Genomic DNA, 16,932 nt, shown 5'->3' on the forward strand with positions numbered 1-16,932 from the left:
TCTTTCCTTGATTAAGCGGTTATCGATGGTAATGCGGGGCTCAGCGACACCGAACGCAGCATGCTGGTGCGGGCGCGGCCACCTGCCATCAGGAAGGCCAGGTCGGATCCGCTCAGAATCAGCCGCGCGCCTTTTTGCACATACGCGGCCATGATGGCTTCATCATAGACGCCGCCTATGCCGGCGAATTTGCCATGTTTCTTGCAAGCAGCGCACACCGCGTCGATCGCTTCTGCGACGCGCGAATGGCCGAGCTGGCCGGTGACCCCGAGCTCAGCGGCCAGATCGGTGCAACCAACCAGCAGCGCATCGATGCCCGGCACCGCTGCGATCTCATCGACATTTCGCAAACCTTCCTCAGTTTCGATCATTGCTACCAGCAAGGTTTCGCGATTAATCGCTTCCACCACGTCCGCCACCGGATAGCTTTCAAACATCACCTGCGGCAACAAACCGGGAATCGAGCGTTTTCCCAGCGGCGGGAAGCGGCATGAGCGCACCACGTTTTCCGCCTCTTCCTTGGTGCTTACATGCGGTACCACGATACCGGTGGCACCGGCATCCAGCAGCCGGGTCGCATGAAAGGGCTCGTGGCCGGGCACCCGGATCATCGGTGCAATGCCGGCAGTCAGCGCGGCGGCGCAAAGCTGGGCCGCAGTATCAACACTCATCGAATTATGTTCCATATCGATGAACAGCCAGTCGAAACCAGCGGTTTTGGCGATATGCACGATATCGACAGTGCGGGCTTGGCGGATGCCCATACCGAGCGCCAGCTCGCCATTTTCTAGCCGGATTTTGGCATGATTTTTGGTAACTTGCATTGTGTGTTCTCCTCTGGTCCTGGGACCTGCTAGCATTAATTTTCGTCGGGTAGGGCGATGTTCAGAAATTTGGTATCGAGGTACTCGCGAATCGCAGTCGGTCCGCCTTCGCGTCCGAAACCGCTGTCCTTGCTGCCGCCGAATGGGGTTTCCGCGGTCGCGGCGACGAAAGTGTTGACGCCGATCACACCGGCCTGCAGCCGTTCGGTGGTTTCATGCGTCTTACGCAGCGAACGGGTGAACACATAAGCGGCCAGCGCGAACGGCAGGCGATTGGCTTCGGTGATCACTTCATCCATGGTCGAGAACGGCGTCAGGGTACCGACCGGACCGAACGGCTCATCATTCATCAGACCGGTATGCGCGCCTGGATTTGCTACCAGCGTCGGTTCGTAGTAATAACCGCGAGGCAGCGATGTTGAGCGCATGCCGCCGGTCAGAATTTTTGCGCCGTCGCCGACCGCTTCGTCGATCAGGCGCTCGATCGCTTCACGCCGGCGGCCGGTGGTCAGCGGGCCAAGGTCAGTTGCCTGGTTCATCGGGTCACCCATCTTTAGGCTTTTGGTGCGCTCAACCAATGCCGCCGCCGCCTTGTCGAAAATCGATTCATGGATATAAAAACGGGTAGGTGATGCGCACACCTGTCCTGCGTTGCGGAATTTCGCTAGCGCGGCCTGAGCTGCAAATGCATCGATATCGGCATCGCTGTGCACGATGACCGGGGCATGTCCGCCGAGTTCCATTGTCACCCGCTTCAACGTCTTGGCCGATTGCTCGACGATTTGCCGGCCGATCGCAACCGATCCGGTAAAGCTGATTTTGGCGACGCGGCGATCGTCCATGATCACTGGCGTGATGGTATTGGCCTTGCCGACCAGCAGATTCACAGACCCGTCGGGGAAACCGGCATCGGTGAAGCAACGCACTAGCGCCATCGTCGCTCCGGCCGCTTCCACAGACGGACGGACGATCACGCTATTGCCCGCGGCCAGCGCTGGCGCCATCTTGCGGGCCAGCAGAAGTAGCGGAAAATTCCATGGGGTGAATGCCGCCACGACGCCGATCGGTTCGAAATGTACTAGATATCGATTACCCTTGACCCGGCTCTCATAAGATAGGCCGAAAATGCGGCGCGCCTCATCAGCGAACCAGTCCAGCGATTCGGCCGAGGCGATCGCTTCGCCAACCGACTGTGCGATCGGCTTGCCGGTTTCCAGCGCCACCAGGCGACCCAGGATGTCGGCGCGGTCACGAACCAGGTTAGCCACACGGCGCAGTAACGCAGAACGCTCCCAAGCTGTCAGCGCGCGCATTTTATCGAAACCCGATGCGGCGCAAGAGATGGCTTCCGAAACATCGGTCGCACTGGCCTGCGGAATGACGCCCAGATGCTCTTCAGTTGCGGGATTGATCGATGCCAGCGTGGCACCATCGGACGCAGTTCGCCAAGCGCCTCCTAATAATAAACCATGTTCTGCATAATGCCTTTGTAACATCATTATTCTCCGATGAGTTTCAATGTCGCGGGTTAAATTGTTCAAGCAGTCGGTATATGTGAACACATTAAAACATTAAGTGTCAACACTTAAGTAAAAATCGTTGCAAACTACAAATTTTTAATGAATATATATTTTATAAGTGTCAACAAGATTATAATTATTGTTGAATATTGGTTAATTTGCGATTATTCTGGCAGGAAGCGAGGGAACACTTAACTGTGTTGGGTAAATGTTTCCCAAATGAACGGTTGCGCGTGGGTCTCCAAGGCCGGAAGATAGTTGCCATTTGTCGAAGCAACCGATGTTAAATTTGCTGCCAAAGTCAATGGTGCCGTGCAATTCAACTGTATTAGCTTATAGGACTTATTTTATGGCGCGGGAGATGACAAAAGCCCTGATGCGCAATCCAGAGGCAATTGCCTTTCGGCTTGACGACATACGGGACAAAATTCGGCTGCTAATTCAGAGTGGAAAACTTAAAGCCGGCGAACGCGTTAATGAGCAAGCGCTGGCCGGGCAGCTTGGCGTCAGCCGGAATGCTGCGCGCGATGCTTTACGCTCACTGGAACAATCCGGATTGGTCACGATCGTACCCAATCGTGGCGCTGAAGTGCGCAAGGTTTCTCTAGAAGATGCGCTGCATTTATACGATATCCGTGCCGGGCTGGCGCGCACCAGCGGCCGGCTGATTGCATTACGCATCACCACCGAGGAAGAGCGAGAACTCATCGCACTAATAGATAGCATGGGTAAGGCGGTCGAGAAACGCGATAACCACGAATATCATCAACTTAACGAGGCGTTTCACCGGACCCTGATGCAGATCACCAAGAACCCGCGTTTGGTCAGCGTCAACGATGCGCTCGAATCCGAGCTGCAACTGTATCTGCGCCAAGGCGTCTATACCCTAGCTCAGATGCGCACGTCTCAGCTCGAGCACCGCAAAATCCTGGAAGCTATTGTTAGCGGTGAGCCTGAATTTGCCGCCGAAGCGTTTGAAAAGCATGTGTTGACTGGCAAGCAGCGGATGCTGGATACCACAGGTAGCCAACCGCGCAATAACTCGCATTCGAGCGACCAAAGCTGATAGTGCAGGGGGATTTTCAGGATATCAATTGCGAGCAGTCGGAGGAAGGCATTTTCCGCGTCGAGATCAAGCGTCCGCCGTTGAATCTGCTGACGCAGAACGTGCGGCGGGAGTTGGGCGCTCTTTTTCTTCAGCTGGAACACGATTCGCAGGTGAGGGTGGTGATCTTTGGCAGCACGGAAACGCACTTTTGCGCCGGCGCCGACTTAAAGGAATTTCCGCTGCGTTTCGATCCTCAGGTGGCGCGCGTCCATGGCGAAAACGCGCACCGGATGATAATGGCTTTGGCGTCTTTAACCAAGCCGACGATCGCAGCACTCGCAGGAAATTGCATGGGTGGCGGCTTGGAGCTTGCGCTTGGGTGCGGCTTCCGCATCGCGTCATCCGCCGCCAAATTTGCGCTGCCGGAAATCAAGCGCGGCGTCTGGCCTGGCACTGGCGGCATTTTTCTGCTGGAACGTCTGGTCGGCTCTTCGCAGGCGCGCCGCCTGCTGCTGACCGGTGACATGCTCGACAGCGGGGCGGCGCAGAAAATCGGGCTGTTGGATCAGGTTGTTCCTCCCGACTTGCTGGAACGGCGCGTAATGGAATTTGCGCGGGTACTGGCGGCCCAGCCTGCCAGTTCGATCCGTGCAATTTCCACTTTGCTCGACCACCGATATCTGGAAAATTTCCGCGTGCATCTGCGCTATGAGCTGGAATTGTTTGTACAGGCGTATCAATTGCCGGCGGCGCACGAAGGGAACCTGGCATTTTTTGAAAAGCGCGCACCGCGCTGGCAGCAATCCTGATCACCAACCTGAATCGTCATCATGATAAAAATACTTGTAGCGCGGGCAGTGTTTCCCGAGGTTTTGGAAAAACTGGCACAGCATTTCGAAGTCGAAAGCAATCAACAAGATACTATCTTTTCAGAGGCCGAGCTGGCCGCAAGGATGCGCGACAAGTGGGCGGTAATCGCCACCGCTAGCGAGCGCATCGGGGCCGCCACTATTGCGTCAAGCCCGCACCTGAAGGCGATCTGCAATATGGCGGTCGGCTTCAATAATATAGATATCGCGGCCGCAAGCGCCGCCCGGGTGATGGTGACCAATACTCCTGATGTACTGAACGAAACCACCGCGGACTTCGCCTGGGCCTTGCTGATGGCGACCGCGCGTCGTGTCTCCGAGTCCGAACATTGGTTGCGGGCCGGCAAGTGGAAGAAATGGCAGTACGACGGTTTCCTCGGCACCGATGTGCACGGCTCGACGCTCGGCATCATCGGCATGGGACGTATAGGACAGGCCATTGCGCGACGATCGCTGGGCTTCAACATGAAGGTGATTTATCACAATCGCTCCCGCGTCAGTACGGACCTTGAGCAGGGTGCAAATAACGCGTTTTATGTCAGCAAGGAGGAATTGCTGAGCATCTCTGATCATGTGATTCTGGCGCTGCCGCATTCGGTGACGTCGCACCATACCATAGGCGCTCGGGAGTTGGCCCAGATGAAGCCGACTGCGACATTAATCAATATCGCACGCGGCGGCATCGTCGATGACGCGGCGTTGATCAATGTATTAAAGCATCGCCGGATCGCCGCGGCCGGACTGGATGTGTTCGAGAATGAACCAGCCTTCCATCCAGACTTCCTGACGTTGTCCAACGTGGTATTGACGCCGCATATCGCTAGCGCTTCAGAATCGACGCGGCGCGCGATGGCCAATTGCGCCGCCGATAACCTGATTGCCTCTCTGACCGGACAGCAACCACCGAACCTGCTCAATCCGTTCTGAATAGAGCACGCAGGAGTTTTACTGTAACGTGATAGTCGTTATGAAGAATCAAAATTGGCTCAACTACGTCGTTACTCATATGCTGCAGGGGTAGTTTTGTCGCGATAGCGCAATGAGACGAAACATCTCTACGGAATCGGCGGCGATCAGAATGCCAGTGAGTAGAACTGAGTGGCTGCCGACGAAGTTGCGTCTTTGATGTCTGCGAGTTGACCCTTGCGAATCATATGCATGGTTTCAATCCCCGCGATGATAATTCGGGCGCAGCGAAAGGTCTTGAAACCGAGCATCGGTCGCGTGACGCGTTTGACGGCCCGGTGGTCTTGCTCGACGATATTGTTGAGGTACTTTGATTGGCGCGCAGCAGAAAATCAACGGTATCGCCGGTCTTGTCAACGGCCCGGTAAAGGTATTTCCACTGACCCGCGACCTTTATGTAAGTTTCGTCCATTCTCCAGCTCGTGCCGACCGGACGCTTGCGCCGACGGCAAATAGCGGCGAGCACGGGCAGCATTTTGATGGCCCACCGGTGAGTGTTCGAATGATCGACCGCTACGCCACGTTCGGCCATCATCTCTTCCAGATGTCGCAAGCTCAGCGGGTACGCCACGTACCAGCGCACGCAAACCAGCATCACTTCAATCGGATAGTGCAGCCGCTTGAAAACACGGCACAGAGTTTGGCTCATCGGTTTTTGATCAGTGCGCATCGAACAAGCCTAACATGGCTGCCGTATTGCGACAAAACCTGTCGGCTGACCATCATTGAAAGACCAGAAGTCTACCCGTTCACCTTGATGCAGGCGATTAACCCGCCAAGGCCAACCAGCGGCGACCTAACCTTACCTCTCGCGTGTTAATGCAACAGAACCAGAAATAATTATGAAACTTCAATAACACAGTAGAACTAGTCGCGATATGAAAGATCAAGTCGATCCAACTTGCGTAGCAGTGAAGGCCATTCGCGCGCAACAGGATTTTTAAGATCATTGACCCATTGTGCATTAGTTAATATAGCAACTTCCGCCGTGGAAATTGACAGGCGCTGTCCGCTAGCTTGTGCCAGTAGTTGGCTACGCGCCGACTTTTCCAGGTAAAACATTTCGACGAAAGCATGGCCAACTGTCTTTCCGACTGTCAACGTACCGTGATTGCGGAAGATGAGCGCCGCATGTTGTTTGAGATTGACGACGATGCGATTGCGCTCTTCCGTCGATAGGGCAATGCCTTCGTAATCATGGTAACCAATTCGGCCATGGAAACGCATTGCATGCTGAGTCATTGGCAACAGACCATCCTGGCACATTGAAAGCGCCATTCCTGCCTCGGTATGCAGGTGCAGGATAGCTCCCGCATCTTCACGCGCCATATGAATGGCTCCAAGAATGACAAAACCAGGTGCGTTGGGTCGATAAAAACTTTCACCGATCAAATTACCGTCCAGATCAATCTTGACTAGATTAGAGGCAGTGATCTCATCGAACGCCAAGCCGAGTGGGTTAATGAGAAAATGATGTTCAGGTCCTGGAACACGGGCTGAGATATGGCTGTAGATCAGATCATCCCAGCCAAACATCGCACACAAGCGATAGGCTGCGGCCAAATCGATACGAACTTGCCGTTCTTCGGGGCTGATGTTGCCAGCACTTATAGCGTGACCCGCCGGTAGCTCGAAACTATTAAAGCTGATATTGGCGCTTGACATAGCATTCTCCATTGGATTTTACAATTTTCTACTGACCGGAAACGTACCTGGCATCAGCAGATCTTGATTAACTTTTTTCACATCCGAGACGCCACAAAACGCCATGGTCAAATCCAGTTCATTGCGTAGGATAGAGAGACTTTTTGCCACACCTTTTTCGCCCATTGCACCCAGGCCATAGAGATAGGAGCGACCAACGTAAACACCCTTTGCGCCAAGGGCCAATGCCTTGAGAATATCCTGGCCTGTCCGGATGCCGCTATCCATGTGTACTTCAATACGATGACCAACCGATGCCACGATATCGGGCAATACCGTAATCGCCGATGGCGCACCATCAAGCTGGCGGCCGCCATGATTGGATACGATCACGGCGTCGGCACCGCAATCGGCTGCCATGCGCGCATCATCGACGTCCATAATGCCCTTGAGGATGAGTTTTCCATGCCAGAGCCGTCTTAGCCACTTGACATCGTCCCAGGACAGCGAGGGGTCGAATTGATCCGAAACCCAGGCAGCAAAGGAGGACATATCTGCAATACCATCAACATGGCCGATGATATTTCCAAAGCCGCGACGCTTGGTGCGCAGCATGCCCATGCACCAACGGGGCTTGGTCATCATGTTGCACACGTTGGCCGCAGTTAGCCGGGGTGGCGCCGAAAGCTGATTCTTTAAGTCTTTGTGCCGCTGTCCCTGTATTTGCAAGTCCAGGGTCAGTACCAGCGCAGCGCAATGCGCCGCTTTCGCACGTTCAAGTAACTGCACGATGAATTTACGATTGCGCATAATGTAGAGCTGGAACCAGAATGGCTTGCTGGTGTGCGCGGCAACTTCCTCGATCGAGCAAATACTGACCGTCGACAATGTGAACGGAACCCCGAAACGCTCTGCCGCCCTTGCTGCCAAAATCTCACCATCGGCATGCTGCATGCCAGCCAATCCTGTTGGCGCCAGGGCAACCGGCATCGTTACCGCCTGCCCGACCATGCTCGATTTGAGTGAGCGATTGGCGATATTGACCGCGACCCGCTGCCGGAATTGAATGCCGGAGAAATCCGTCGTATTGGCTCGGTATGTCGACTCAGTCCAGGAACCGGAATCGACATAGTCATAAAACATGCGTGGCACACGTTCCTTCGCGAGGACACGGAGATCTTCAATGCTGGTAATGATTGACATTTTTTTGACAGGTTATTTGGAGGCTGTTTGGAGCAATAAATCTTCTGCCCTAGACTCATTAAACATCGACTTAGAGGTGCCGACTAGCACTGCAATACCGCCTGCAAAAAGCAACCCAGCCATTAGGTATAGACCGCTGGTAAAGTTGCCAGTACTCGTCTTGGCCCATCCCATCAGGGTCGGGCTAACGAAACCGCCGAGGAGCGCCAGACTGTTGATCATTGCAATGCCGCCGGCGGCGGCTGAACTGGAAAGATACGATGTCGGAATCGCCCAGAATACCGGCATGCCGGCAAATATCGTGGCGGTTGCCAAGGACAGGGCTGCAAGCGACAGGATCAAGTTGTTCGTGGTGAGGGCGATCATGATCAGACCGCAGCCACCTACAATGGTGCAGAAAGCGAGGTGCCAACGTCGCTCCATCTTCAAGTCAGAATGTCGGCCAATGAGGACCATGCCTGCGGCACCAAAACCATAGGGGATCATCGAATAAAGGCCAATCGAAAGGCTGTCGGTTACGCCAGTGCCCTTGATAATCGTAGGTAGCCAAAAACTGACGGCGTAAACGCCGCAGATGATAGTAAAATAAATAAAGGAAAACAGATAGACACGCGGATCCTTAAGTGCTTGGTTAAAAGAGCGTTCGGACTGCCCTGCCTTGATGACGCGATCCAAGGCTAGCATGTGATTGATGACTCCCTTTTGACGAGCGCTCAGCCACGATGCATTCTCTGGTTTGTCAACCAAAAACACTGGAACCAGCAAGCCCAGAAGAACCGTTGGTGCTCCTTGCAGCAGGAACATCCACTGCCACCCGTGCATTCCAAGCATCCCCTCCATGTCATTCATGATCCAGCCAGAAATTGGACCACCGAGTACGCCAGCGACCGGCACCGCGCTCATGAAGACCGCAATAATACGGGCCCGACGCGAGCCTGGATACCACAACGTCAGATAAAAAATAATACCTGGTAAAAATCCTGCTTCGAATGCGCCGAGCAAGAAACGCAGAATATAGAAAATCATCGGGGTCGATACAAATAGCATCGACATGGAGATCAGGCCCCAGCAAATCATGATGCGCATCATGGTTTTGCGCACACCAATTTTGACCAGAATCAGATTACTCGGAACTTCAAATAAAAAATAGCCGGCAAAAAAAATCCCGGCACCGAGGCCATAGACGGCATCACTAAAACCCAAATCCCCCTTCATCTGCAATTGGGCAAAGCCAACGTTGATCCGATCCAGGTACGCCATCATGTAGCAGATGAACAGGAATAAGATCAAGCGCCAATTTACCTTGCGGTATGTCTGCGCAACTTCGTCAGTCGTATAATGCGATTGCTTTTGTAAGGGAAGATCTAGGATAGCGCTCATTTTTGTCTCGAATTTTTATATTGTTATTACTAATCTGTGGTGCATGCCATAACAGTTACCGCTCGTATGCTCAGGTATTGCATAGCTAGTTCGGCCCATGTACGGTGCGCGGTTAAACAGGCTGTATTTTCAGGCAGTGTCAATCATGGACAGATACCTCCGTTGCCACGATGCGCTGGCGTTGTGAACCAAGGCCAGTGATCCCCAGTTGCACGATATCGCTTGGTTTGAGCCAGACTGGCACCGGTTTAATGCCCATTCCAACACCCGGTGGCGTGCCAGTAATGATCACATCGCCCGGCTGCAGTGTCATGTATCGGCTGCAATAGGAGATGATTTGTCTAACACTAAAAATCATCTTCGATGTATTGCCCGTTTGCATGCGCTTGCCATTTACATCCAGCCACAAATCAAGATTCTGCGGATCTATGACTTCATCTTTTGTGACCAGCCACGGACCGACCGGCCCAAATGAGTCGCAACCTTTACCCTTGTCCCATTGTGATGACTGGAATTGGAAGGCACGCTCAGATACATCGTTGACTACGCAATAGCCAGCCACATAATCAAGCGCCTCAGCCTCCAAAACATTACGTGCCTGCGTGCCGATAATGATTCCCAATTCGACTTCCCAATCGAGCTTGGTAGAGTCTAGGGGCTCGACAATATCGTCGTTGGGTCCGCTGATGCAGCTGGTAGCCTTCAAAAAGATGATCGGCTCCGTAGGAATCGCCAAACCGGCCTCTTCTGCATGATCAAGATAGTTCAGACCAATCGCGATGAATTTTGGGATATCCCGCACCGGCGCACCCAATCGTGGCCTGCCCTCGACTAAAGGCAATGAACGGGGATCGAGTTTAGCCAGTACGGCCAGCTTGTCTCCAGCAAGTTGGTCTGGGGTCAAATCTGCGATCAGGCCAGATAAATCGCGTAGCTCACCATCGGGGCCGATCAGTCCTGGCTGCTCTTTGCCAATACGACCATATCTACATAGTTTCATTATTAATGATTCGTCCATTAAAATTATAAAATTGTCCTGTTGGCGATACGCTGGCCACAATTTTTACAATAAGCAAAAATTCGAATTGGACAAGCACAGGCGTTACGCCGCCGGGCACCTCAAACATGCTAAAGAATTCTGACATGCGCTCTTCTCATATGGTACTACCGGTCATACCAGTAATATACACTTATTTAAAAGTATTGCGAGCTTAGTTCGACGCCGCCCGATTCATGTTCAATATCGGACGCAATTCGCTTTCACTTTGGCATTAAAAAATCGATTACATTGGTGCCTTGACGTGACGTTCAATGAAGACGCTTGTCGCTTCCGCACTGGCAACGCCGCCGGGAGTTTCAACGCCCTCAGAAAAAATCTCATGAATTTGTTAAAGGTGACCGCATCACGTAGGTTGACGGTGGCAAAGAAACATGATCTCGCTTCCTTTAAGAAACGTTGCGTAAATAAAGTGCTTGGCGTACATGTTTAGTTTGAGCAATTGCCATGGGTGCAGTTAGTATTTGGGGCCACCCAGCCTTTGCGTAAGCTAAAATACAGCAACTGTCGATCAGAATATAAAATAATGAAACTCGTTAAGCAGACCGTGGCACAACACACGGTAGAAATAATTCAAGAAGGTATTAAAACAGGAACGTATCCGGTTGGACAGGCGCTGCCTGGGCAACGCGTACTAGCGAAAGAATTAGGAGTCGGCAGACAGGCAATCCGGGAAGCCATCTCAGCACTGGAAGGATTGGGTTACCTTACGGTGGAAGCGGGGCGAGGCATGTTCGTAGTCGAACCAGAAGCATCAGGCTCACGCTGGCGCTTTGCTTCCCAATACACAATCGAGGACGTCTATGCAGTGCGCACCGCGCTGGAATCGCTGTCGGTACAACTTATTGCAGTAAAAGTACCACTCGCAAAAATCAATTGCCTAGATACGCTGGTCAATCAACTCGAAGCTGCGGTCGATGACAGTGACCTGCCAGCGATGATCAAGGCTGACAGTCAATTCCATCGCAAACTGGCTGAACTGTCAGGTAACCCATTGTTGCTGGAAATCCTTGATACATTTAACATGGTCATGACCGAGAGCAAAAACATTGCATTTCTTGATACTCCGGAGACGAACCATCGATCCGTCGTCGCCGAACATCGCTCCATTGTCGTCTCATTAAAGGCAAAAGATCCGGAAGCAGCCAGTCGTGACATTAAGGCACACATTCTGAATGCCCAAAAACGCGCCCATCGTGTGCGCAGGAAAAACGTACTCTGACATCAATCGCAGTAAATCTGCAAACAAAGGGGTGTTGTTGCACGGATATCGTTCTAGTTAAGGCCCCGCTTTTCAAAAGAGTTTCAAGGGGCTATGCTTTAATTGTGGACGGAGTTTGTCCGTCCGGCAGGTTCTATGGTTTTGTCGCAATACGGCAGCCATGTTAGGCTTGTTCGATGCGCACTGATCAAAAACCGATGAACTAAACTCTGTGCCGTGTTTTCAAGCGGCTGCACTATCCGATTGAAGTGATGCTGGTTTGCGTGCGCTGGTACGTGGCGTACCCGCTGAGCTTGCGACATCTGGAAGAGATGATGGCCGAACGTGGCGTAGCGGTCGATCATTCGAACATTCACCGGTGGGCCATCAAAATGCTGCCCGTGCTCGCCGCTATTTGCCGTCGGCGCAAGCGTCCGGTCGGCACGAGCTGGAGAATGGACGAAACTTACATAAAGGTCGCGGGTCAGTGGAAATACCTTTACCGGGCCGTTGACAAGACCGGCGATACCGTTGATTTTCTGCTGCGCGCCAATCAAAGTACCTCAACAATATCGTCGAGCAAGACCACCGGGCCGTCAAACGCGTCACGCGACCGATGCTCGGTTTCAAGACCTTTCGCTGCGCCCGAATTATCATCGCGGGGATTGAATCCATGCATATGATTCGCAAGGGTCAACTCGCAGACATCAAAGACCCAACTTCGTCGGCAGCCACTCAGTTCTACTCACTGGCATTCTGATCGCCGCCGATTCCGTAGAGATGTTTCGTCTCATTGCGCTATCGCGACAAAACCTGTCGCTCGGCCGCCGCTTATTTTTAAAGGAAGCCAGTCGAAATCCAGGGCACGCTGGCAATGACCACCAGTGCCACGACAAGCGCGCCGAGATAAGGCCAGACACGACGTACTGCGAGCCCCGGATTCACCTTACCAATCGCGCAGGCGGCATAGAAACCGACTCCGAACGGTGGTGCGAACAATCCTAGTCCCATCGCGAAAATCACGACCATTGCGTAATGGACTTCGTTGATGCCGACTGCGCGCGCAATTGGGAACAGCAACGGTCCGAACAGCACGATCGCCGGGATGCCTTCCAAAAAGCTGCCAAGGAGGATGAAGGCCAATACCGACACCGCCATGAAACCGACCTTCCCACCTGGCATCGCCGTCATCAATTCGGCAAGCTGACCGGAGAAACCGGACTGGGTCAGTGCCCACGCCATAGCGGTAGCCGCGCCGATGATAATCAGAATCGCACCCGAGAGTGATGCGCTCTCGACTAAAATTGGATACAGTCGACTCCATTCAAACTTGCGATAAACCAGGAGCCCTATGATGAAGGTGTAGGCAACGCCGATCGTCGAGACTTCGGTAGCGGTCGCAGCGCCTTCGACCACCGCAGTGCGGATCACGAACGGTAAGGCAATCGCCGGCAACGCATATATCAGCGCCTTGAAGATATCTTGGCGGGATGCTTTCTTCACGCCTTGCACGTTTTCGCCGCGGCTCTTGAAAAAAATAACGAAGGCCATCGCAATGGCACCAACCACCGCCGGCATAAAACCACCTGTAAACAGTGCTGCAATCGATACGCCCGTTACCGAGCCGATGGTGATCAATACCAGGCTGGGAGGAATCGTTTCCGACATCGCGCCGGACGCGCTCAGCATCGCTACCAGTTCACCTTCGTCGGCCCCGCGTTTTTTCATCTCCGGAAACAGCGCAGGAGCAACCGCAGCAAAGTCCGCGATCTTCGAGCCGGAAATGCCGGACACCAGGTAGATTGCGCCAATCAGCACATAGGAAAGTCCGCCGCGCACATGGCCAACCAGCGTGGTCAGGAAACGAATCATAGCTGCCGCCATGCCCATCGCCTCGATCAGCGCGCCCAGCATCACGAATAGAGGCACTGCTAGCAGAATCAGGTTCGACATCCCTTCATCCATGCGTCCCACCACAATCACCAGTGGAGCGCCCGTCATAGTCACAAGGTAGGCGATCGTCGACATGCCGAACGCTACCATGATGGGCACCGCAATCGCCACCAGAAAACTGACACAAATAACAAAAAACAAGATCAGGCTCAGGTTGCCCATCTGCATGAACATCGGTTTGCCTAGCAACAGCAGCGTGGCTAAGCCTCCGACCGTCATAGCAGAAATGAGGAAATGCGACAGCTTCGCCTTCTCCATCAGACGCGACACGATGATAACCAGCATTAATACAGCGCCCACCAGGATTGCGCCAACCCGGAATGAATTATGAATCTCCAAAGCAGGCGTAGTGACCAGCCACTCGTCATGGGCGTACTCCCAGGCCGGTCCGATCAGGAGAAACATGAACGACAGAATGACCACATTGCCGAATGTCTCGAAGAAAATGCGTTTTTCGGTCGGCATATTGGCCAGGAATGTGGTTAGGCGCATATGTTCGTTGCGGCGTAATGCAATCACTGCGCCCAGCATCGCGAGCCAGATGAAGAGCAGGGATGCAAGCTCATCCCCCCAGGTCAGCGGGTCATGCAACACATACCGGAAGAATACATTCGTCAGCAGCAGACAGATTTCCATCACCAGCAGAAAAGCAGCGGTGAGTTCGGTGAACCATTTCACGCAACCTTCCAGCAGATAGCCGAATCGTTGGGCACCGGCTATCTCGCAAGACGAAGAAATCGGCGGAGCGCCTGTTGTTTCAGTCAAAAAAGTCATGAGTTTTTCCTAAATCGCTTGGCGCGTCAGGCCAGCTTGCTAGTGTATTTCTCCAGGAGAGACCATGCCTCGTCGCCATATTTCTTGTGCCAGTCTGCGTAGAATCCGGTTTTTTTTCAGCATCTCGCGGAACGGCGCGGTGTCTGGTCGATTGAGGACCAGGCCCTTGGCCGACAAGTCAGTTTCCAACTGGGTATTGAGTTTAGCCAAATCCTCACGCTGCGCAATAGCAGCGGCGTTGAGATGCTTGGCAACGATCTCCTGCAAGTCCTTAGGCAGCTTCGACCAGGTCTTGGCGCTGGCAATGAACCAGAGGCCATCCCATATATGACCCGTCATTGAACAATATTTCTGAACTTCATACATGCGCGAATTGTTGATCAGCGCGAGCGGATTTTCCTGGCCATTGACGACCTTGGTCTGGAGCGCCGAATATACTTCGCTGAAATTGATGCCGGTCGGGGCAGCGCCGAACGCCTTGAACATCGATACCCACAACGGGCTAATCGGCACCCTGATCTTGAAGCCTTTCAAATCCGCTGGGGTGATGATCGGCTTATCGGAACTCGTGATATGGCGAAAGCCATTGTCCCAGCATTTATCCATCGCTACCAGGCCGACCTTGGCCAAGGCCTGACGCACATGCTTGCCAAGGTCGCCGTCCATGGCTGCCCATACCTGGTTGTAATCTTTGAACGCAAAGCCGATGCCATTGATCGCGGCGACTGGAACCAGCGGCGAAAGCACGGTGCCGCCTTGTGTGGTGAAATCGAGCGCGCCGGAGCGCACCTGAGACAACATGTCGGAGTCACCGCCTAGTTGCCCATTTGGGAACACTTGCAGATCCACCCTCCCCTTCGTATCGCGCCTAATGGCTTCAGCCGCTTCCTTCGCGCGAATATTGGTCGGGTGGCTAGCCAGGGTGTTATTTCCGTACTTGAGCGTAAATTCCGCTGTCTGAGCGAATGCCAAGCGCGGCAACACCGTGCTGGCGGCGGCAACAGATGAAACGGTTCCAACGGTTTGCAGGAAAGCGCGACGGGATAGGTTTTTCACAATGTCTCCTTTGATTTATTAAAGTGGCTGCTTTGGCCGTAAGTTTGCGATGAGCGATTTCTAGGAATTTATTTGCTAGCATGGGAAATTCCCATGGTGCAACGTATAAGCAAAAATCAAAAGCCAACAATAATTTTATAACTGTTTGCACTTCAAGATTATTGAATCACACAAAATAAGCAAAGTAAACATAATTAGTTACTTAAAACTTGTAAGTGTTGACATATTTAATTATTATGCAAACATATTTAAGCGATTCATGCTTCGAAGGGGGATGTAGCGTAAAACTTGGACTACTTGGAGGTAGTTCATGTACTCATACGAAGACCGCATTCGCGCAGTCAAGCTTTATATTAAGTTCGGAAAGCGCACCGGTCCGACCATTCGGCAGTTGGGCTATCAGACAAAGAATGCATTCAAGAGGTGGTACCGAGAATACGAACAAAGTCACGAGAGAGCGGACGAAATCGGGGGCTAGCTAAGGTTGCTGACCGTGCAAATTAGTGGCAGGATTTCGATTCAACGAACGAGTTTTGGAGGACAAAATGCGCGTCGATATCGAAGTCAGGATCGGTCGCAAACGAAATCGTACCTGCGCTGCAACGATTGAAAGAGATATCAATAAGACAATCGAAGGTTATGTCGCATTAACCATCGAGCCGGATGTTCATCTATGCTGATCATCTTTTCAGTGATGGTGTGAAATGAGATGCTCGATATCAAAAGGCAAAAGGATGCGATTCCCAATCGACGTGATTCTGGTATGCATCCGCTGGTATGCAGCATATCCGCTGAGTTACCGACATCGTGAAGAAATCATGGAGGAGCGCGGCGTGTGTGTCGATCATTCATCAATCAATCGCTGGGCGATCCGGTTTCTGCCGTTACTTGAAAAGGCTTTCCGCAAGCACAAGCGTCCGGTTGGCGGTAGCTGGCAGATGGACGAGACGTATATAAAAGTGAAAGCCGTCTGGAAATATCTCTATCGTGCTGTTGATAAGGAGGGTAAGACAGTCGACTTTCTCTTGACGGCGAAGCGCGACAAGGCTGCTGCCAGGCGATTTTTTGACAAGGCCTTGCGCGACAACGATGTCCCTGAAAAAATTACGATGGATAAAAGCGGTCCCAACAAAGCAGCGATCGATGAGATCAATGCCGGCAGGGAAATCCCGAGCGTGGTTCGTCAGGTCAAATATCTCAACAACATCGTAGAGCAGGACCATCGTGCCATTAAGCGCGTGACCAGGCCAATACTCAATTTCAAATCATTTCAGTCCGCCAAAAACGTCCTGGCCGGCATCGAACTCATGCACATGATTCGTAAAGGGCAGATGATCGTTGCACAAGAAAATCCGATGTCGTTTGCGGAACAATTTTACGCTCTGGCAGCATAAGTCCGTCTAGTTTCAACGACCAGCGAAATCACTCGCCCAGAAT

The 16,932-nt window shown here is 52.7% G+C and carries 13 protein-coding genes and 3 pseudogenes; 7 read left to right on the forward strand and 9 right to left on the reverse strand.

Annotation, left to right across the window (positions count from 1 at the left end; all coding sequences use genetic code 11):
* Positions 1–11: 11 nt before the first annotated feature.
* Together C7W93_RS17425 and C7W93_RS17430 are read right to left on the reverse strand one after the other, a co-directional pair.
* The gene (locus C7W93_RS17425) at positions 12–824 is read right to left on the reverse strand and encodes an HpcH/HpaI aldolase/citrate lyase family protein (RefSeq protein WP_108441535.1); all 813 of its coding nucleotides are present in this window, start codon (positions 822–824) and stop codon (positions 12–14) included.
* Positions 825–859: 35 nt separating this feature from the next.
* Entirely contained in the window at positions 860–2,323 is a 1,464-nt protein-coding gene (locus C7W93_RS17430) for an NAD-dependent succinate-semialdehyde dehydrogenase (RefSeq protein ID WP_108441536.1), read from the reverse strand.
* Positions 2,324–2,705: 382 nt separating this feature from the next.
* On the opposite strand from C7W93_RS17430, the gene C7W93_RS17435 reads away from it, so the two are divergent.
* The 3 genes from C7W93_RS17435 to C7W93_RS17445 are packed head-to-tail and all read left to right on the forward strand — an operon-like array spanning position 2,706 to position 5,188.
* The gene (locus C7W93_RS17435; RefSeq protein WP_225869922.1) at positions 2,706–3,410 is read left to right on the forward strand and encodes a GntR family transcriptional regulator; all 705 of its coding nucleotides are present in this window, start codon (positions 2,706–2,708) and stop codon (positions 3,408–3,410) included.
* Positions 3,411–3,412: 2 nt separating this feature from the next.
* Positions 3,413–4,201 carry an enoyl-CoA hydratase/isomerase family protein gene (locus tag C7W93_RS17440; protein ID WP_161539957.1) on the forward strand — a complete coding sequence of 263 codons (789 nt, stop codon included), beginning with the start codon at positions 3,413–3,415 and terminating at the stop codon, positions 4,199–4,201.
* 18 nt (positions 4,202–4,219) lie between these two features.
* Complete coding sequence (locus tag C7W93_RS17445) at positions 4,220–5,188, forward strand: D-glycerate dehydrogenase (RefSeq protein WP_108441539.1); 969 nt, start codon at positions 4,220–4,222, stop codon at positions 5,186–5,188.
* 146 nt (positions 5,189–5,334) lie between these two features.
* On the opposite strand, the pseudogene C7W93_RS17450 reads toward C7W93_RS17445, so the two are convergent.
* The 5 genes and pseudogenes from C7W93_RS17450 to C7W93_RS17470 all read right to left on the reverse strand — a co-directional run bounded on the left by C7W93_RS17450 (position 5,335) and on the right by C7W93_RS17470 (position 10,454).
* Positions 5,335–5,897, reverse strand: a pseudogene (locus C7W93_RS17450) (IS6 family transposase).
* 197 nt (positions 5,898–6,094) lie between these two features.
* On the reverse strand, positions 6,095–6,892 hold the full coding sequence (locus C7W93_RS17455) for a class II aldolase/adducin family protein (RefSeq protein ID WP_108441540.1): 798 nt from the start codon (positions 6,890–6,892) through the stop codon (positions 6,095–6,097).
* Positions 6,893–6,910: 18 nt separating this feature from the next.
* Positions 6,911–8,074, reverse strand: coding sequence for an alpha-hydroxy acid oxidase (locus tag C7W93_RS17460; protein ID WP_108441541.1), 1,164 nt, complete (start codon positions 8,072–8,074; stop codon positions 6,911–6,913).
* 12 nt (positions 8,075–8,086) lie between these two features.
* Positions 8,087–9,454, reverse strand: a complete 1,368-nt coding sequence (locus tag C7W93_RS17465; protein WP_108441542.1) for an MFS transporter — start codon at positions 9,452–9,454, stop codon at positions 8,087–8,089.
* A 139-nt stretch (positions 9,455–9,593) separates the two neighbouring features.
* Entirely contained in the window at positions 9,594–10,454 is an 861-nt protein-coding gene (locus tag C7W93_RS17470; protein ID WP_108441543.1) for a fumarylacetoacetate hydrolase family protein, read from the reverse strand.
* A gap of 583 nt (positions 10,455–11,037) precedes the next feature.
* Here C7W93_RS17470 and C7W93_RS17475 point away from each other — a divergent pair.
* Together C7W93_RS17475 and C7W93_RS17480 are read left to right on the forward strand one after the other, a co-directional pair.
* Positions 11,038–11,733 (forward strand): FadR/GntR family transcriptional regulator, encoded by a 696-nt coding sequence (locus C7W93_RS17475; protein WP_108441544.1) that lies wholly within the window; start codon positions 11,038–11,040, stop codon positions 11,731–11,733.
* 251 nt (positions 11,734–11,984) lie between these two features.
* Positions 11,985–12,472: pseudogene (locus C7W93_RS17480) on the forward strand (IS6 family transposase).
* Positions 12,473–12,549: 77 nt separating this feature from the next.
* On the opposite strand, the gene C7W93_RS17485 reads toward C7W93_RS17480, so the two are convergent.
* Together C7W93_RS17485 and C7W93_RS17490 are read right to left on the reverse strand one after the other, a co-directional pair.
* On the reverse strand, positions 12,550–14,439 hold the full coding sequence (locus C7W93_RS17485; protein ID WP_108441545.1) for a TRAP transporter large permease subunit: 1,890 nt from the start codon (positions 14,437–14,439) through the stop codon (positions 12,550–12,552).
* Between the two features lie 26 nt (positions 14,440–14,465).
* A pseudogene (locus C7W93_RS17490) lies at positions 14,466–15,495 on the reverse strand (TRAP transporter substrate-binding protein).
* A gap of 545 nt (positions 15,496–16,040) precedes the next feature.
* Between C7W93_RS17490 and C7W93_RS25310 the strand changes: the two are divergent.
* A complete protein-coding gene (locus C7W93_RS25310; RefSeq protein WP_255419197.1) occupies positions 16,041–16,175 on the forward strand; it encodes a hypothetical protein in 135 nt (44 codons plus the stop codon).
* Between the two features lie 24 nt (positions 16,176–16,199).
* On the forward strand, positions 16,200–16,889 hold the full coding sequence (locus C7W93_RS17495) for an IS6 family transposase (RefSeq protein WP_108441546.1): 690 nt from the start codon (positions 16,200–16,202) through the stop codon (positions 16,887–16,889).
* Positions 16,890–16,932: the final 43 nt, after the last annotated feature.

Source organism: Glaciimonas sp. PCH181, assembly GCF_003056055.1.
Classification (GTDB): Bacteria; Pseudomonadota; Gammaproteobacteria; order Burkholderiales; family Burkholderiaceae_D; genus Glaciimonas.